This is a genomic window from Nostoc sp. CALU 1950, from assembly GCF_051172895.1.
Classification (GTDB): domain Bacteria; phylum Cyanobacteriota; class Cyanobacteriia; order Cyanobacteriales; family Nostocaceae; genus Nostoc; species Nostoc edaphicum_A.
On the sequence record NZ_JBDNJQ010000005.1, the window covers coordinates 26295 to 43827 of the forward strand.

The window sequence follows — 17533 nt, forward strand, 5'->3', positions numbered from 1 at the left end:
CCAAACAACTATTTCTTAGTTGTCTGTACAGTAGATTAAAACTCTACCATCTGAACTTACAAGGCAAGGAGCAACACCCGAAGATGTATGGAGAATGTGATCGCCGATCAATTCCCAGACACACACCTTTTTTTCCCGGATTCCGCAAGCCAAAATTTGCCCATCAAAGCGATTTGCAAGTCCATTCACTGTCATAGGAGGTAGATTATCCAATGTTTGAATAAGTTCTCCTGTTTCGGTATTCCAGAGGTGTAGCTGATTCTGCAATCTCTGCTTGAAATATGCAACCAATAGTTTTCCATCAGGAGTGAAGAAAAGGGGTGATATATAGTTACCCAAAGGCAAATTCCCAAGAGGTACTAAAGCCCAATCCTGAAATTGATGATGGAAGCGACGAGTATAGGTTTCATAATCCCAAATCTCTAGCTCTCCTGTTTTCCCCACAGTATAGCCAGTGGCAAGCAATGGCTGCTTAGTTGAGCAGACAGCCAAGCAATGAGGAGCAGTTTGAACAGTATTCATAAGGTAATCGGGATAAGTGCCAATTGGCTCTTGTGTTTCTGTATCTAATGGCCAGAGAAAGTGCTGAAAGCTAATGATACATACTTTCCCGCTTTTGCCTAAACCAAATTCGTGAGCCATCGCCAGATCAAAATCTTTCTTACTTTGACCTGTTTCCAAATGCCAAATATTAACGAAAGATTGCTTATAAGATAGATCCCAGTAGCAAATAAGGGTGTTATTGTAGTCTGTGATCGCAAAATAATATGGATGATGTTGTTCAGGTTTGTAGCAATCTAGATTAAATTCCGTCAAGGTATGTAGGCATTGCATTTTTGCAAAGGGCAGATAATTCCATAGGGCTTGTTCAGCAGTAGCTTCGCTGCTGTAGAACAATAACAGCAAAGCTGATTCCCGCACTTCTCTGACGCCATCGCCCAACGCCTGGATTACTAAATTAATTCCTTTGTGCCCATATTGAAATGCTTCTAAAAGAGCATCCACTTTTTCTTTTGTAGAAGCACAGCGCAAACGATATCTAATGCCCTCTAATCCCTGTATTGCTGGACTAGAAGAAGAAACTAGGTCGTGTTCTCTCATCACGTTACTTTATTAAATTTCATAAACAATAAATTAGGGTTACAACAATTGTTGTAACCCTACAGATTGGCTATATTAAATCTGCTCTAAAATCACTAAAGAATAATAATTAACCTCAGAATTGACTAATTATGAGCAATTCTTCACATTTACTACATCTAGATTAATGGTTGCCAAGGCAAATACTTTCTTGCTTGCCTGGGTGGGATAAGTGACGCTAGTGTTAAAAGAATTGTGTAAAGTAAAACCCTCATCCCAGAAGTCGAGTAGGAAGCTAGAATGGCAATTCCAAATAAACAAGTAAAATCTAATACTGATATTTTAGATAATAGACGCACCCAAACTCGTATCCAAGTTCGCATTCCTAAAGACTTGCATGAGGAACCAGTCATATCACGGCTGGTTTCTCACTATGGGGTAACAGTCATTATTGCTGATGCTCAGGTAAGCGCAAACGTGCCACAATATAGCTGCTTTGATCTGGAACTCCGAGGTACTGCTTCCCAGATTGAAAGTGCCTTAACTTACCTAGATGAACTGGATTTAGAAGTTTTGCACCAATCCAGCCCTGAAGAAGATGGTTGGTAAATTGAGTGCTGAGTCCTGAGTTATGAGTGCTGAGTCAAAAACACTCAGCACTCAGCACTCAACACTCGGTACTGAGTTTAGGCCATTTGATTTTCAATCGCCCACCGCGCTAGTTCAGTGCGGTTATGGAGATTGGTTTTGCCCAACATATTGGACACATGGCTTTCAACCGTGCGCTGACTAACATTTAGTTCTTCAGCAATTTCCCGGTTAGCTAAACCCCTAGCAACAAACTGAACTACTTTCAGTTCAGTTGGGGTTAATTGCACATCGAAGGGAACCTGGATACGGGAGCCGTTTTCGCCTCCTTTTGCTTGGTGTTCTTTCCAACGGATAGTTTGTTTCAGCGAGGATTCAACTTGCGCTACGAGTTCTTCTGGCTCAAAGGGCTTGACCATATAAACATCAGCACCTTTATTCAGACCCTTAACTCGGTCTGCACTTTGTCCCTTAGCTGAAAGGAAAAGAACCGGAATCCAGCTGGTGCGTTCGTTTTGCCGGACTTGTTCCACAAAAGTATATCCGTCCATTTCCGGCATCATCACATCGCAGATGATCATGTCTGGAACATCTTGCTCTAAAATTTCCAGAGCTTCACGTCCATTTTCAGCGGTGATAACTTCATATCCCCGGAATTCCAAGTAATCCTTCACCAGCAAGATGAGGTTAGGGTCATCATCAATCAATAGAAGTCGTTTGTGATCTTTCATGCTGGGCTCTTTCATAGCAGTGGCACTTGTCGCGCTTCGGTCCATCAAAGTCTTGAATATTTATCCTCTATGTGGGTTATTCGAGATGTTGTCCTTTTTCCTACTTAACTTGCCTTTGCTGTCTCGAAGTCTCAAAAATGCCGAGCACTTTCAATAGACTAGTAGCTAGATAGCAAAAGTCCAGCAAGGATACGTATAGCAGTAGTATCTATAATGCGCTATTATATATCGCTTTGAAAGGGGCGGGGTAAAAAACACTGATTAAATAATAATCTTTCGGACTCACAAGTAAGTATTGGCTTAAAGATGACCCTACCTCAAAACCAACCCGCACTTTCTTAAAGCTTACTGCTATACCATATCTTTTGGTTGTTAAGCCTCTATGAGGTGTTCACAAGAAACTAGGGAAGTTTCTGGCAAAGGATGGTTTGAAAACGCGTACTTTTCTACCACCTTATTGCCTATTTAGTGTTCTCGGATGATCCGCAGGGTAACTTCCAGGTTTGCTTGGCGATACCAGACACCATCATGGTAAACCACCATTATGGGTCTAGAACAAGAAACACGCAAGCAGCTGGCTTTAGTTTTATAGACACAAATGGGATACTTTCTTGCGGCTCATCAAGTTTTAACTCTTTAAGTCGCTTTTTTAAGTAATCCCAGAATTCCAGACTAGCTCGTTTTGAGCAGCAATTGTCTGGTCAGTGCAAATAAAAATGTGCTGCTGAATTTTTGCAAGTCCTAAACTTTCTACATAATTACTCAGGGTCTTATGTTCCAGAGACTTAGTAGTTTTGGGGATTTGATGGCTGGACTGGATCACTGTCACTGTATTGTTACTTATTGAGCGGCTCCCTGATTACAGTTCTATAACAATTTGCAAGCTTTGCAAATAAAGTTGACTGGGGAGTGGTGAACAGGGAATGGGGAGTGGGGAATGGGGAAGAATTCTCATAACTCTTAACTCCCTACTCCTAACTCCCTACTCCCTACTCTCTTCGTAACTTACAGAACAAAACCTGAAAGGTAGAAATAATTAAGCATTTATACTTAAGTATATCTATGACTCTCTAGTTCGGGAACCCGTACTCAAGGCATTCTTGCCATTGGACGCCACTTTTCGGTAAATTAGCACTCAGGAGTTGAGAGTGCTAAACTCTGGAGAAAATAAATTATGGCTGCTTTATCTCTAAGCGTTTCTACAGTTAAACCTTTAGGCGATCGCGTTTTCGTAAAAGTGAGCGCCTCTGAGGAAAAGACCGCAGGTGGTCTGTATTTGCCCGATACCGCCAAGGAAAAGCCCCAAGTAGGGGAAGTAGTGGCCCTTGGCCCTGGCAAGCGTAATGACGATGGAAACCGTCAGGAATTGGAAATTAAAGTCGGCGATAAGGTGCTGTACTCTAAGTACGCCGGCACTGACATCAAGCTCGGCACTGAAGAATATGTACTGCTTTCTGAAAAAGATATTTTAGCAGTTGTTATTTAGTCGTCATTAGTCATTGGTCATTAGTCATTAGCCAATGACAAAGGACAAATGACAAATGACGAAAAACAAAAGACAAAGGACAACTAAGAAGAAATTATGGCAAAGCGCATTATCTACAACGAAAACGCCCGTCGCGCCTTGGAACGAGGCATTGACATCCTGGCTGAGGCTGTAGCTGTTACCCTTGGCCCCAAAGGTCGTAACGTAGTTCTAGAAAAGAAATTTGGCGCACCGCAAATCGTCAATGACGGTGTAACGATCGCCAAAGAAATCGAATTAGAAGACCATATTGAAAACACTGGTGTAGCTCTGATTCGTCAAGCTGCTTCTAAGACCAATGATGCTGCGGGCGATGGTACTACCACTGCTACCGTTTTAGCTCATGCGATCGTCAAAGAAGGCTTGCGGAACGTTGCAGCTGGTGCTAACGCAATTTCCCTGAAGCGTGGTATTGATAAAGCTACTGCCTTTTTGGTAGACAAAATCAAAGAACACGCCCGTCCAGTGGAAGATTCCAAAGCCATTGCCCAAGTTGGTGCGATCTCGGCTGGTAATGACGAAGAAGTCGGTCAGATGATTGCCCAAGCAATGGACAAGGTGGGTAAGGAAGGCGTAATTTCCCTAGAAGAAGGGAAATCTATGTTCACCGAGTTGGAAATCACTGAAGGGATGCGCTTTGATAAAGGCTACATCTCTCCATATTTCGCTACCGACCCTGAGCGGATGGAAGCGGTTTTTGATGAGCCTTTCATACTGCTGACCGATAAGAAAATCGCTTTGGTACAAGACCTTGTACCAGTGTTAGAGCAAGTAGCTCGTGCTGGTCGTCCTTTGGTGATTATCGCCGAAGATATTGAAAAAGAAGCTTTGGCAACCTTGGTTGTAAACCGTTTGCGCGGTGTACTCAACGTGGCTGCTGTTAAGGCTCCTGGCTTTGGCGATCGCCGCAAAGCACTACTAGAAGACATTGCTGTTTTAACTGGTGGTCAACTAATCACCGAAGATGCTGGTCTGAAGCTAGATAACACCAAGCTGGATAGCCTGGGTAAAGCTCGCCGGATCACCATCACCAAGGACAGCACCACAATTGTTGCCGAAGGTAACGAAGCTGCTGTTAAGGCTCGTGTAGAACAGATTCGTCGTCAAATCGATGAAACCGAATCTTCTTACGACAAAGAGAAATTACAAGAGCGTCTTGCTAAACTCTCTGGTGGTGTTGCTGTAGTGAAAGTTGGTGCAGCAACCGAAACCGAAATGAAAGACAAGAAGTTGCGCCTAGAAGACGCTATCAACGCTACCAAAGCTGCTGTGGAAGAAGGTATTGTTCCTGGCGGTGGTACAACTCTGGCTCACCTTGCTCCTGAATTGGAAGTTTGGGCAAAGAGCAATCTTAAAGATGAAGAGTTGATTGGTGCGTTGATTGTCGTTCGCGCCTTACCTGCACCTCTGAAGCGGATTGCTGAAAACGCCGGTCAGAATGGTGCTGTGATCGCTGAACGCGTGAAAGAGAAAGAATTCAACGTTGGCTACAACGCTGCAACAAACGAATTCGTCGATTTGTTAGAGGCTGGTATTGTTGACCCTGCGAAAGTGACTCGTTCTGCTCTGCAAAACGCTGCTTCCATCGCTGGTATGGTGTTGACAACCGAATGTATTATAGTTGACAAGCCTGAGCCTAAGGATGGCGCCCCTGCTGGCGCTGGTGCTGGCGGCGGCGACTTCGATTACTAATACTTTGTAGTTACATAAGTTTAAAAATAGCTGCTTCCCTTGTGGAGGCGGCTGTTTTTTTGTGTCAAAAGAAGAGGAAGAGTACCGTGAAAAGTCAGAACAGTACCCGACTGATTTTGTGCGTTGGTTGCTTGGGGTAGTTTGAAAAGGATTTGGTTCGGCAATTTTTGCGGGAGGATATTATGAAAGAGTCTGTAATTTATCAAGATATCGTTCAAAAGGAAGCGTTTAAATTGATTAGTCGTCTACTTAAACGGCGTTTTGGTGATATTGATGGATCATTAGTTGAGCAGGTTCGGAATTTATCTGCTGAACAGTTAGAAAATTTGGGAGAGGCATTGTTGGATTTTTCGGAAGTTGCTGATTTGGTAACTTGGTTAGAGCAGCAGGAGAAGGACTAAAATTTTTGCAGAAGTATACTATGAAAGAATCTGTAATTTATCAAGATATCGTTCAAAAAGAAGCGTTTAAATTGATTATTCGTCAGCTTAAACGGCGTTTTAGTGATATTGATGGATCATTAGTTGAGCAGGTTCGGAATTTATCTGCTGAACAGTACTGTGTTTCTAATAACTTACGCGCTACATCACGAGCAATGAGTGTTTCTTACCTTCCGCGTAAAGGCTTGGCATACGAACAGCTTATTGATAATTTTCAAGAATTATATCAGCGCTTTTGTGATGAGAGTGGTTTTGTCTATATGGCCTATCGCACTAGCGTACATCTTGGAGAAGTTATTTAAAAATAAAAATGGTAATCATAAGAAGTAGGGTGCGTTAATTCACTCTCAAGAAATATCAGGATTCACATGGCACAATCAAAATATGAAGGTTATTGCGAATGCATTCCTACCAAGTTAGTCAAAGAAAAGTTTGGAGATGTTAATGTTTATGTACAAAATGCGAAATCTCTCTTAACAAAAGCTACCGGATTTATTGGTGATTATGATTTTACTCTAAATCCTTACAGGGGATGTCAATACGGTTGTAGTTATTGCTATGCTGCTGCATTTAGCCCTAATGCTAAAATGCGCGAAGATTGGGGTAAATGGGTGATTATTAAGGAAAATGCTGCTGAAGTTTTAGCGAAAGAATTAAAAAAATGGTATGCAAAAAATCCCTATATTCCTCCTAGAATATACATGAGTAGCGTTACTGATCCTTATCAACCACTTGAGTCTAAACATCAACTGACTCATCGGTTGTTAAATGTAATGCTTGATGTGAGGGATGATGGTTATCCAACTCCAACTTTGGTGATTCAAACTCGTAGCCCAATTATTACTAGAGATATTGATTATTTACAACGATTTAAGCGATTGCGAATTAATATGAGCATTCCTACAGGAAGCGAATTAGTGAGAAAGGATTTTGAACCGCGATCGCCCAGTATTAAAGCTAGACTAAATGCTATCACTAAAATAAAAAAAAGTATTGATTATTACAAAGGTTTTCTTCCTAAAATTTCTATCACTATTACTCCTTTACTTCCTACTTTAGCAACTGATGAAGCTGCTTTTATTGAAAAACTAGCCATCGCCGATAGGATTGTAATTCAAGCTTTTCATGCTAGTCAGACTCGTTCTCTCATAGCATCAACTCGCCAAGAAGCTGAAGAAATTAAGCAAAAATACTCTTGGTGGTATGAAGATGAGAAATTAAGCTATATGAAATTTAAGGAAAAGTTAGTTTCTCAACTTCCAGGTGTAGAAATTATGGAAGGTAAAGAGGGATTTGGTTATGAATAATCCTATCGTAAATTGGTGGCGAAGTCAGCAGTTTAAATCATCTTTAAAACGTGGCGATATCCGACGTGCAGTCCAACTATTGCAAGAGATTCAAAAGTCAGGTGCAAGATTCTCATGGTTAGAAAAACTATTTACGGATAAACTTCAACTTGAACGTTATTCCCAAGAATACAAACGACAAACAGAAACTTTAAGTAAACAAATAACAGAAGCATCCCAGCAAAAAGATGATCTCATATTAATCCCAGATGAGGAATTTGTTAAATATATCTATAAAGTTTTTAATTTAATACAGCACGATGAATATAAACTGCAATCTACTGGTATTGATGAACGTATATTTGATGACTTTGAATCAAGTTTAGTTGAATATCTTAAAGAAGAATTTAGTAAGATTCCTGACAAACAGTTATTTGTTAAGCTAGAAGATGCTCTTGAAGATATTAATAACTTAAAAATTGGACAAGACCCGGACTATCGTTTTAGTCTAACTCCTCATGTCTACTTTATGAAGTATTTTTTAGAAAATGTATATTGTATATATTTAGCTTGGTTTCTCATTTACCAGGATGGTTTACTACCAAGTAAGGTTAATATCCTTGATATTGCAGCAGGCCCAGGAACAGTTGCTTATGGTTTAGCTTTATTTCTCCAAAGTAGTAGCGGTTTCTTTCATATCCCACAAATGCATATATCTTACTACTCTTTAGAAAAACAAGATGCCTTCCAGTTTCGTGGACTTCAGTTCTGGCGACGATATATAGAGTCACGTTTAACCACGGTGAATGCTTATTTTCGCTTTGTTACTACTGATATTTTTAATTGGAAAACTCAATCGAATAATCTACCCAAAGACTTTTTCGACTTTATCGTAATTTCCCACTGCTTCTTTATAGATAAAGCCAAGAGGGTTGAAGCTCATAATACTTACAAGCAAATATTTGCCACTAGCTTAAAAATTTCCGGCTATATTTTACTAATTGTACAAGATAAGAAATTATTCAAAATTTACGATGCTTACCAAATTGAAAACCAAGAACAAGAAAAAAATGTAGTGGATAAATTTCTGGCAGAACTTGGATTAGAGTTGGTCTGGTATAAATATCTAACCTCAACAGGTTCAAGAACATCTTTATCCGGTGCTGAATTTGGTAAATTCGCTCGAGAAAAATTACCAAAACAACTATATATGAGTCCAATACTCCAACAGTATTTTGGTCAGAAGCATCAGTCATGCTATACATTAGATGATTATGTAATCTTGGCGAAAAATCATGATAAATTGCAGTGAAAGTAGCAGAGAATATATTAAAGAAATATAAGGTATGTGAACTTGAATCTTGAATTTATAAATGACCTGTAATCCGCAAATAGCAGAAGGTTGGCATGGCAAACTTAATTTAGTCTATGCCGATCGCCAGGGTAAAACTCAATTAATTTACAATCACCAACAAGCGCCTCTGAAGGTACAACGGCCATTCTATCCAGAAGGGGAAAAAGTTTGTCATAGCGTAATTTTACACACGGCTGGGGGAATGGTGGGAGGTGATCGCTTATCCTCTAGCATCCACCTCCAACCTCAAGCCCAAGCCTTAATCACCACGGCGGCTGCAAGCAAGATATACCGCAACAATGGCTTACAAGCTAGACAAACCATCCAAATGCAAGTTGATGCTGGCGCTTGTTTGGAGTGGTTGCCGCAAGAGACAATTTTATTTAACGACGCGATTTATCGGCAAGATTTACGGGTAGAATTAGCAACCGGGGCCAGTTGGTTAGGCTGGGAAATTACCCGATTTGGTCGCAGTGCTAGAGGAGAAAAATTCTTGCAAGGGGAATGGCGATCGCACACGGAAATTTGGCAACAAGATGTTCCTTTGTGGATTGATCGGCAATACTTACCCGGTAGCGAAGACATTTTTCACAGTCCCCACGGCTTGGCTGGAAAACCAATCGTAGGTAGTCTAGTTTGGGTTGGTGGTGCAGTTTCAGCAGAAATTGTCGAAAAAACGCGAAATTTATGGCATGGGGAAGGAGAAGTGGGTGTTAGCCGATTACAACATGGATTATTGTGTCGATATCGCGGTGCTTCTACATCTGAGGTGAGAAAGTGGTTTATTGATGTTTGGCAGATGCTGCGAGTTTCTTTTTTGAATCGTGGTAATTGTATACCAAGAGTGTGGCAGATTTGAATGAACCACAGGGGAGGAAGTACGAATGCAACTTACGCCGCAGGAAAAAGATAAGCTATTAATTTTCACAGCTGCTTTATTAGCAGAAAGACGTAAAGGAAGGGGTTTAAAACTGAATTATCCCGAAGCGATCGCTTATATTTCTGCTGCCATTTTAGAAGGTGCAAGAGATGGGCAAACTGTAGCTGAATTAATGAGTTATGGTACAACTCTATTGACGCGGGATGATGTTATGGAAGGGATACCAGAAATGGTGGATGAAGTGCAGGTAGAAGCAACTTTTCCTGATGGCACAAAGTTAGTGACAGTACATAATCCAATTCGTTAATTTTTTAATTTATATATGATTCCTGGCGAAATTATCACACCAGCAGGTGAAATTGAACTAAATGTTGGTCGTCCAACTATAAAATTGCAAGTGTCAAATACAGGCGATCGCCCCATACAAGTCGGTTCCCATTATCACTTTTATGAAGTCAACACAGCCTTAAATTTCGACAGGGAAAAAGCGCGAGGAATGCGCCTCGATATCCCCGCAGGAACCGCAGTCCGCTTTGAACCAGGCGACGAAAAAGAAATAACTCTAATCCCCCTAGTTGGTACTCGCCAAGTCTACGGCTTCAACGCCAAAATCAACGGAAACCTCTAAAAACCTCCGCGTACCTCTGCGCTTCCCTCAGCGTCCCTTTGCGTTAAAAAAAGGATCTTATATGAGTTACAGAATGGATCGCCGCGCCTACGCCGAAACTTATGGCCCAACAGTAGGCGATCGCATCCGACTTGCAGACACAGAATTATTTATTGAAGTTGAACAAGATTTCACCACCTACGGCGACGAAGTAAAATTCGGCGGCGGTAAAGTCATCCGCGATGGAATGGGACAATCCCCCATTTCTAACGCCGATGGTGCTGTAGATTTAGTTATTACTAATGCCTTAATTCTCGATTGGTGGGGTATTGTCAAAGCGGATATCGGCATTAAAGATGGCAAGATTTTCAAAATTGGTAAAGCCGGAAATCCTTATATTCAAAATAATGTAGATATTATTATCGGCCCCGGAACCGAAGCCTTAGCTGGTGAAGGAATGATTCTCACTGCTGGCGGTATTGATGCCCATATTCATTTTATTTGTCCTCAGCAGATTGAAGTTGCGATCGCTTCCGGTATTACCACCATGATCGGCGGCGGTACTGGCCCAGCTACGGGTACAAACGCTACTACCTGCACCCCCGGCCCTTGGAATATTTACCGAATGTTGCAAGCTGCTGATGCTTTTCCCGTCAACTTAGGATTTATGGGCAAAGGTAATGCTAGTAAGCCCCAAGGACTTGTAGAACAAGTAAATGCCGGTGCAATGGGGTTAAAGCTTCATGAAGACTGGGGAACCACACCCGCAGCAATTGATACTTGCCTCAGCGTTGCCGATGCTTATGATGTGCAAGTAGCTATTCATACTGATACCCTGAACGAAGCCGGATTTGTCGAAGATACGATCGCTGCTTTCAAGAACCGTACTATCCACACCTACCACACCGAAGGCGCAGGCGGAGGACACGCACCAGATATCATCAAAGTTTGCAGCCAAGCCAACGTTCTGCCATCTTCCACTAATCCCACACGTCCTTATACCCTCAACACCTTAGACGAACACCTGGATATGTTGATGGTATGCCATCATCTTGATCCTGCGATCGCTGAAGATGTTGCTTTTGCCGAATCTCGCATCCGCCGAGAAACCATTGCTGCTGAAGATATTTTGCACGACTTAGGCGCATTCAGCATGATTTCTTCCGACTCCCAGGCAATGGGAAGGGTAGGCGAAGTGATAATTCGCACCTGGCAGACATCTCACAAAATGAAGGTGCAACGGGGAACTCTTAACCCACAAGGAAGTGAGCAAAAAGCAGATAATTTTCGTGCAAAAAGGTATGTTGCTAAGTATACAATTAACCCTGCGATCGCTCACGGAATTGCTCAATATGTGGGTTCAGTGGAAGAAGGAAAATTAGCAGATTTATGTTTGTGGCGTCCGGCATTTTTTGGTGTGAAACCAGAGATAGTGATTAAAGGCGGAATGATTGCATGGTCGCAAATGGGCGATGCTAACGCCAGTATTCCCACACCACAACCAGTCTATATGCGACCCATGTTTGGTAGTTTTGCAGGTGCGCGTCATGCCACATCATTAACTTTTGTTTCCCAAGCAGCTTTAGAGAAAGAAATTCCCAGCCAGCTAGGTTTACAAAAGTCAGCAGTTGCAGTTTCTGGGACACGCCAATTGAGTAAGCGGGATATGAAGCTGAATGATGCACTACCCCACATTGAAGTAGATCCAGAAACATACCAAGTCAGGGCAGATGGTGAGTTGCTGATTTGTGAACCTGCGACAGTTTTACCAATGGCACAGAGGTACTTTTTGTTTTAATTCATGACTGAGCAACTTACTGATTACGATAGTCCTTGGAAAGAAGTCATTGAACTATATTTTCCCCGCTTTCTAGAATTCTTTTTCACGCAAGCTTTTGCCGAAATCGACTGGACGCGACCTTATGAATTTCTGGACACGGAACTCCAACAGCTAGAACCGGATGCAGAAATTGGGCGGCGTTTGGTTGATAAAGTCGCAAAAGTTTGGCTACTGGATGGAGAGGAAGCTTGGGTATTGGTTCATGTGGAAGTCCAAGGGCAATATGACAGCCAATTTGCCGAACGGATTTACACATATAATTACCGCTTGTTTGACCGCCATAAAAAGCGAGTCATTAGTTTAGCAGTTTTAGCAGATGAACAAGCGAATTGGCGGCCTTCTAGCTACAGCTATCAACTGGGCGGATGTCGCGTCAGCTTAGAGTTTCCTGTGGCGAAACTGTTGGACTATGAGCAAGGGTGGGAAACCCTAGAGCAAACAACCAACCCCTTTGGTGTAATTGTGATGGCGCATCTCAAGACCAAGGCAACGCAACGAAACCCAGAAAATCGGCTACAGTGGAAACTAAGCCTAGTCAGACGGTTGTACGAACGGGGATATAGCCGGGAAGATATTCGGGAATTATTTCGGTTTATCGACTGGATAATGGTTTTGCCAAAAGAGTTGGCACTTAGTTTTAAAACAGAAGTAAGAAGTTACGAGGAGGCAGATAGAATGCGGTACGTAACTAGTATTGAAAGGCTAGCAAAAGAAGAAGGAATTGTCGAAAATGCGAGAGAAAGCATTATTACAGTTCTAGAAACGCGGTTTGGAGAAGTGCCAAGCTCTATTGTCGAATTTATCAATGGGATAGAAGAACCATCTGTGCTAAAAATGCTTTTCAAAAGTGCGATCGCAATTCCTTCCACAGCAGAATTTCAGCAAGTCTTGGATAGTCTCACCTCTGGGCAATGAGCGTAGGTATCGAGCGGCTTGTTACCCGATATCGCTCTTAAAGATGAGAGTAACATTGCCCTCATCAATTTTTTGTTTTGGAGTTACGATCAAATAGTAAAACGTTGTATCTGATATAGAAAATCATGCTACCTTTTAAGAAAAAAATTGTGACTGATGAAACCATACATCCGGTAGCAGTGTTGATTGATTATCAGGACTGGCAGCAAATTGAGAAGATATTAGAAGCTCATCAATCACAACAAAAACAAGAGTTTAATTTAAACCAGTATGCGGGTGTAATTCAACTGACTCAAGACCCTTTGGAATATCAGCAGCAAATTAGGGATGAGTGGTGTTGACACAACCTTTAATTTTATTAGATACAAATATAGTCTTGTATTTTTTGGGTGGTCGTTTGGTAAACCAACTACCATCAGGACAATATTTTATTTCAGTGATTACTGAGATTGAATTACTATCTTATCTTATCCGAGTCTCAGTCTAGAAGAAGAAACACAAATTATTGATTTTTTAAATAAAATTATAGTTGTTGGTATTGATAATAATATTAAGAATTTAACAATTGCATTTCGCAAACAATATAGATTTAGGCTTCCTGATGCAATAATTGTAGCAACTGCAAAATTTCTAAATGCAACATTGTTTACAAATGATGTAAGGTTGGCTAATTTAACAGAAATTAATACTCAGTCGGTACAAATTGTGTAATGAGAGCTATCGCAAAGTTATAAATAAAACATTGTTTATTTATAACTTTGCTGAATTCTTGAATTCACGGCTAAATAATCATAGGTTATTGGTATAGCGGTACAGTAAATGTGACTGTGGAACCCAGTCCTTCACCCAGGCTGTAAAAATTCAAAGTGCCTGCCATTGACTCTATGAGTCTTTGGGATATTGCTAGTCCCAAACCTGTACCACGGTATTTCTGAGTAGGGTAATCATCGACACGGCTGAACAATTGAAACAGTTTGTCTAGTTTTTCTAGGGAAACACCGATACCAGTGTCTGCGATCTCCACTGTCACCATACCAGGAAACTGCTGATCTTGAGATATTACCTTTTTGCTAACTACATAGCTCTTGACAACTATACCGCCTTGATGGGTAAATTTGATGGCGTTGCCAACTAGATTTAGCATCACTTGCTTTAGGCGTTGATAATCACCTCGGACAATAATTTCATCGTAGGTATCAGGCATTTGCATAAGGAAACTGAGGTTTCTTACCTCAGCATCAGGGCGCATGGAATTTTCTACATCACTGAATAGTTCATTCAGCTTGATTGCTCCCAGTTCCATCTCCATTTTGCCTGCTTCAATTTTGGCAATATCTAGCATGTCATTGATAATATTTAGCAAATATAGGGATGATTGGTGAGCTTCCTCCAAAAACTGTTTTTGCTCCTCCTGATTGTCTGCCATACCATCTAAAATCAGCTTCAAGAAACCTATCGTGGCATTAAGGGGAGTACGAAGTTCATGGGAAATATTGGCTAAAAACTCTTTCTTTATTTGTTCGGCTCCTTGTAGGTTAAGTTCCCTGAAAATTTTTCGCCTTCCCAATTTTTGGCTTGCATCTAAAAACTGATAATCCTCATTGCTCAAGCTTCTGTCTGCTACCCATGCTGATGCATCTTCCAATGCTTGTCCGCGTAATAGCCATGAGTCATCCCTGGAAGTAATCCAGGCTGTCAGAGCTTCAGCATAAGGACGCAAATCTGCTAATGCTTTATTAACCCAACTCTGGTCAAAAACAGATTCATAAATACTGTTATAGACTCTTAACTTCCCTTGCTGCTGTACCACTAAACCAGATAGCCGCAATTCCATTTTTTCTGAACTGTTATCAGCTACTACTTTCCCCAATTGCAAAATTTGCTTATACAACTCTAGTAAACGTTTGGCACGTTGTTCATCCCTAAGAATGCGATCGCGTATCGTCCTCAAATGCTCCGGCTCATCCTGTGATTCCCAATTTTCGATGATGCGCGATCGCACCAATTCTTCAACTTCCTCAACTTCTATACCAGCAGGAATCAGTTTGCAAAGTTTTTGGGTAAGAAATGGTTGTCCACCCGTCCAAGCCAAAACCTCTTGTAGCAGTACTTGGAGATTGCTAACTTTCCCCACTAATCCTTGAGCTAAAGGTTGAACTTCATGCAACTGAAAACCTTTGAGTTCAATCGCTCGACCAACATTAAACGGCGTGCGGCTTTTATCTTTAATCAAATCTGATGGAGTAGCCACCCCCAGCAATGTGAAAGTGAGACGCTTATATTCGGGCTTATCAGCACGCTGGTTATAGCAGTCTCTAATTAAAGCAAAAAAGTCATCACTAGAAAAATTTAAGCTGAGAACGCTATCTATTTCATCTACAAAAATTACTATAGGTTGAGCAATTTCAACTAGCAGAACTTCTTCGATAAATTCACTCAATCGCTGTACGGGAGAAAGATGATCTTGATCGCGCCACCAACTCCGTAAATTAAACTTTCCTGAAAGCTCGAAACTACTCACCAAACTACGCACTACACCTGTATACCATTGCTCTGGTGTAAGATTCTGGCTACCAATTTTCATTAAATCAATTGCAGCACAGGCTATGTTTTCCTTTTGTAGCCGTTGCATTGTTTGCACTCGCAAACTAGACTTGCCCATCTGTCTGGAGTTCAAAACATAACAAAATTCTCCAGCCTTCAATCCCTCATACAAATCTTGGTCTGCTTGACGCTTTACATAACTGGGTGCATCAACTGGTAAACTGCCACCAACTTGATATTCATAAGCTGGGTTTTGTTCTATTTTCATCAGCTAACTCTCAAGCGATCGCAAAAATACTGACGATACAAATTACAACGTGGCGTTACATCATTTCCTTGCTGTTGTAATAAGCCCATACTGAGTAGTTTAAAGCATTGTATCGAATCCAACCGAACTGGGCTAGTATTGGCAACTACCTTTTTGATAGCAGCAGCTAATTCTGGACGCTGTTCTAAATTCCACAAATGCCGACGTAAATGGTCGCTATAAGGGCCAGCTTCTGTGGGTGCTGTTTGTAATAGCAGATTTAGCGTAGTATCCTGCCTGGCAACGTGATAAAGTGCCACTCGTACAAGATAGGGATGTCCTCCCACCATTGCCATTAGTTGTTCAACTTGGGTAAAACTCCAATTGAGTCCATGCCTTCGTGCCAAATCAAGAATCTGTTGAGCGTTAAACTCTGGTAACTCAATCGGCAAGCCTACATTAAATGGCGATTGATTGATATTCATTGGAATATAAACTTCTGTGGAATGTACTACTACCAACCGCAGTTTTTTCCAAATATCCCGGTTTTTAGCATCTTCATGCCAAGCGCGTAACAGCCCAAAAAAGTCTGCGGCAATTTCGGGATGTTGAAATATCCGATCGACTTCATCCAATCCCAATGCTAGGGGTTGGTTGATTTCTGGTAAGAGATACTCCTCGAAATAAGCGGTGCAATTATCCTTACTGCCAAAAATCACATCCCAGTAATCTGCTAACTTGTTGGGTAGCCTCAACCTCCGTCCGACACTGGCACAAAACCACTGAAGGAACTTATCCAAATCTGCAAAAACCTTTCCATCTGCCAATTGAAAGCTCAAAGGCACAGTTAGATAATCTTGTTGTGACGCTTGATGAAGAATCCGCGCCATGAGTGAGGTTTTACCCATCTGTCGGGGCGCTTTGATCCGAATCAAAGATCCTGGCTTCAAAATTGCCTCGTAGCACCGAGATTCGATAGGAGGACGCTCAATATAAAACGCCGAAGCCAAATCCACCTGTCCTTCAGGTAATTCTGGTTCTGCCACTGGCAGAGGCGGTGAGAGAGTGAGAGGGTGAGAGGGTGATGAAGGGAAAAAATCATTACTCGTCTCTCCATCTGCCAATTTTTCTACATCACCGATTGCCACTAAACTAAAAATTTCCTGTAAAATTTTGGGAGTATCGGCAGGTGAATTCCACTCTCGCTGCTGAACCTGTTGTAAATAGCCCCGCAAATCGTAATTCAGTGGCGCACTCCAAGGGAAGTTAACGCGAATTGGCAAGATCACTGGTTTATGCTGATCGCTGCCATCCCGTAACTCTTTAGCCTGTCTCACCTCTTCTGTCACCATCTCGCTAGTTGCCGATCGCTCGGACAACAGCAACAAAAAATAATCACATAGTTTTAATTCTTCATCAATGCGCTGAGGCCATTTTTCCCCTAAGCGAATGCTTTCACCCGCCATAAATGCTTCGTGTCCAGCAGTTTTAATAGCTTCATAAAAATTATGGGCCAGGCTCAAATCTGGATCTTGACTGCGATAGCTGATGAAAAATCTGGCATTTTTGCTAGCTGCTGGCAAAGTTGGCATAGTCGAATCAATATCCAGAAATTTTGACAAATTTGACTATAATTTTCTTGCAATGTACAGCATCAAAGCTGATTTTTACTTTTTTTACAGGTAAATCGTCAGTAGCCAATATCTGACCTACTGATATATCTATTTACTAAACTGATACCAAAATTGTGCCGCTATCCTCTGTATTCAGTTCTAGAAATTTACGAGCCATAATTCAATTAGCT

Annotated in this window: 17 protein-coding genes and 1 pseudogene; 14 read left to right on the forward strand and 4 right to left on the reverse strand. The window is 41.5% G+C overall.

The window, feature by feature from the left end; all coding sequences use genetic code 11:
* Nucleotides 1–15: 15 nt before the first annotated feature.
* Complete coding sequence (locus ABF638_RS02645; protein ID WP_435020019.1) at nt 16–1101, reverse strand: WD40 repeat domain-containing protein; 1086 nt, start codon at nt 1099–1101, stop codon at nt 16–18.
* A 279-nt stretch (nt 1102–1380) separates the two neighbouring features.
* Between ABF638_RS02645 and ABF638_RS02650 the strand changes: the two genes are divergently transcribed.
* Nucleotides 1381–1689, forward strand: coding sequence for an NIL domain-containing protein (locus tag ABF638_RS02650; protein ID WP_435020021.1), 309 nt, complete (start codon nt 1381–1383; stop codon nt 1687–1689).
* A gap of 77 nt (nt 1690–1766) precedes the next feature.
* On the opposite strand, the gene ABF638_RS02655 is transcribed toward ABF638_RS02650, so the two are convergent.
* A complete protein-coding gene (locus tag ABF638_RS02655; RefSeq protein WP_012407592.1) occupies nt 1767–2444 on the reverse strand; it encodes a response regulator transcription factor in 678 nt (225 codons plus the stop codon).
* A 1129-nt stretch (nt 2445–3573) separates the two neighbouring features.
* On the opposite strand from ABF638_RS02655, the gene groES reads away from it, so the two are divergent.
* From groES to ABF638_RS02720, 13 genes and pseudogenes are all read left to right on the forward strand, one after another.
* Nucleotides 3574–3885, forward strand: coding sequence for a co-chaperone GroES (gene groES / locus ABF638_RS02660; protein ID WP_094348596.1), 312 nt, complete (start codon nt 3574–3576; stop codon nt 3883–3885).
* A gap of 96 nt (nt 3886–3981) precedes the next feature.
* Complete coding sequence (gene groL, locus ABF638_RS02665; protein ID WP_099099977.1) at nt 3982–5616, forward strand: chaperonin GroEL; 1635 nt, start codon at nt 3982–3984, stop codon at nt 5614–5616.
* 140 nt (nt 5617–5756) lie between these two features.
* Nucleotides 5757–6017 (forward strand): annotated as a pseudogene (locus tag ABF638_RS02670) (DUF4351 domain-containing protein); the annotation flags it as partial.
* Between the two features lie 20 nt (nt 6018–6037).
* Nucleotides 6038–6358, forward strand: coding sequence for a DUF4351 domain-containing protein (locus ABF638_RS02675; protein ID WP_435020024.1), 321 nt, complete (start codon nt 6038–6040; stop codon nt 6356–6358).
* 66 nt (nt 6359–6424) lie between these two features.
* Nucleotides 6425–7363, forward strand: coding sequence for a radical SAM protein (locus ABF638_RS02680; protein WP_435020026.1), 939 nt, complete (start codon nt 6425–6427; stop codon nt 7361–7363).
* The gene (locus tag ABF638_RS02685) at nt 7356–8654 is read left to right on the forward strand and encodes a photosystem II assembly protein (RefSeq protein WP_435020028.1); all 1299 of its coding nucleotides are present in this window, start codon (nt 7356–7358) and stop codon (nt 8652–8654) included. The genes ABF638_RS02680 and ABF638_RS02685 overlap by 8 nt, the downstream gene beginning before the upstream one ends.
* Nucleotides 8655–8715: 61 nt before the next feature.
* The gene (locus tag ABF638_RS02690; RefSeq protein WP_435020030.1) at nt 8716–9555 is read left to right on the forward strand and encodes an urease accessory protein UreD; all 840 of its coding nucleotides are present in this window, start codon (nt 8716–8718) and stop codon (nt 9553–9555) included.
* A gap of 25 nt (nt 9556–9580) precedes the next feature.
* A complete protein-coding gene (gene ureA / locus ABF638_RS02695; RefSeq protein WP_292717587.1) occupies nt 9581–9883 on the forward strand; it encodes an urease subunit gamma in 303 nt (100 codons plus the stop codon).
* 15 nt (nt 9884–9898) lie between these two features.
* Nucleotides 9899–10204 (forward strand): urease subunit beta, encoded by a 306-nt coding sequence (locus tag ABF638_RS02700; protein ID WP_435020032.1) that lies wholly within the window; start codon nt 9899–9901, stop codon nt 10202–10204.
* Nucleotides 10205–10265: 61 nt separating this feature from the next.
* Nucleotides 10266–11981, forward strand: a complete 1716-nt coding sequence (gene ureC / locus ABF638_RS02705; protein ID WP_435020034.1) for an urease subunit alpha — start codon at nt 10266–10268, stop codon at nt 11979–11981.
* 3 nt (nt 11982–11984) lie between these two features.
* Nucleotides 11985–12938: a transposase gene (locus ABF638_RS02710; protein ID WP_435020036.1), complete on the forward strand. Its 954-nt coding sequence runs from the start codon at nt 11985–11987 to the stop codon at nt 12936–12938.
* 149 nt (nt 12939–13087) lie between these two features.
* Nucleotides 13088–13279, forward strand: coding sequence for a hypothetical protein (locus tag ABF638_RS02715; protein ID WP_435020038.1), 192 nt, complete (start codon nt 13088–13090; stop codon nt 13277–13279).
* A gap of 196 nt (nt 13280–13475) precedes the next feature.
* Complete coding sequence (locus ABF638_RS02720) at nt 13476–13649, forward strand: PIN domain-containing protein (RefSeq protein WP_435020159.1); 174 nt, start codon at nt 13476–13478, stop codon at nt 13647–13649.
* 85 nt (nt 13650–13734) lie between these two features.
* Here ABF638_RS02720 and ABF638_RS02725 read toward each other — a convergent pair whose 3' ends face one another.
* Both ABF638_RS02725 and ABF638_RS02730 read right to left on the reverse strand, forming a co-directional pair.
* The gene (locus tag ABF638_RS02725; protein WP_435020040.1) at nt 13735–15750 is read right to left on the reverse strand and encodes an AAA-like domain-containing protein; all 2016 of its coding nucleotides are present in this window, start codon (nt 15748–15750) and stop codon (nt 13735–13737) included.
* Nucleotides 15750–17321 (reverse strand): AAA-like domain-containing protein, encoded by a 1572-nt coding sequence (locus ABF638_RS02730; RefSeq protein WP_435020042.1) that lies wholly within the window; start codon nt 17319–17321, stop codon nt 15750–15752. The genes ABF638_RS02725 and ABF638_RS02730 overlap by 1 nt, the downstream gene beginning before the upstream one ends.
* Between the last annotated feature and the right edge of the window lie 212 nt (nt 17322–17533).

Bases quoted from the DNA above. Each gene is read 5' to 3' on its own strand.
- ABF638_RS02645 (WP_435020019.1), bottom strand. From the start codon at position 1,101: ATGAGAGAACACGACCTAGTTTCTTCTTCTAGTCCAGCAATACAGGGA.
- ABF638_RS02650 (WP_435020021.1), top strand. From the start codon at position 1,381: ATGGCAATTCCAAATAAACAAGTAAAATCTAATACTGATATTTTAGAT.
- ABF638_RS02655 (WP_012407592.1), bottom strand. From the start codon at position 2,444: ATGGACCGAAGCGCGACAAGTGCCACTGCTATGAAAGAGCCCAGCATG.
- groES (WP_094348596.1), top strand. From the start codon at position 3,574: ATGGCTGCTTTATCTCTAAGCGTTTCTACAGTTAAACCTTTAGGCGAT.
- groL (WP_099099977.1), top strand. From the start codon at position 3,982: ATGGCAAAGCGCATTATCTACAACGAAAACGCCCGTCGCGCCTTGGAA.
- ABF638_RS02675 (WP_435020024.1), top strand. From the start codon at position 6,038: ATGAAAGAATCTGTAATTTATCAAGATATCGTTCAAAAAGAAGCGTTT.
- ABF638_RS02680 (WP_435020026.1), top strand. From the start codon at position 6,425: ATGGCACAATCAAAATATGAAGGTTATTGCGAATGCATTCCTACCAAG.
- ABF638_RS02685 (WP_435020028.1), top strand. From the start codon at position 7,356: ATGAATAATCCTATCGTAAATTGGTGGCGAAGTCAGCAGTTTAAATCA.
- ABF638_RS02690 (WP_435020030.1), top strand. From the start codon at position 8,716: ATGACCTGTAATCCGCAAATAGCAGAAGGTTGGCATGGCAAACTTAAT.
- ureA (WP_292717587.1), top strand. From the start codon at position 9,581: ATGCAACTTACGCCGCAGGAAAAAGATAAGCTATTAATTTTCACAGCT.
- ABF638_RS02700 (WP_435020032.1), top strand. From the start codon at position 9,899: ATGATTCCTGGCGAAATTATCACACCAGCAGGTGAAATTGAACTAAAT.
- ureC (WP_435020034.1), top strand. From the start codon at position 10,266: ATGAGTTACAGAATGGATCGCCGCGCCTACGCCGAAACTTATGGCCCA.
- ABF638_RS02710 (WP_435020036.1), top strand. From the start codon at position 11,985: ATGACTGAGCAACTTACTGATTACGATAGTCCTTGGAAAGAAGTCATT.
- ABF638_RS02725 (WP_435020040.1), bottom strand. From the start codon at position 15,750: ATGAAAATAGAACAAAACCCAGCTTATGAATATCAAGTTGGTGGCAGT.
- ABF638_RS02730 (WP_435020042.1), bottom strand. From the start codon at position 17,321: ATGCCAACTTTGCCAGCAGCTAGCAAAAATGCCAGATTTTTCATCAGC.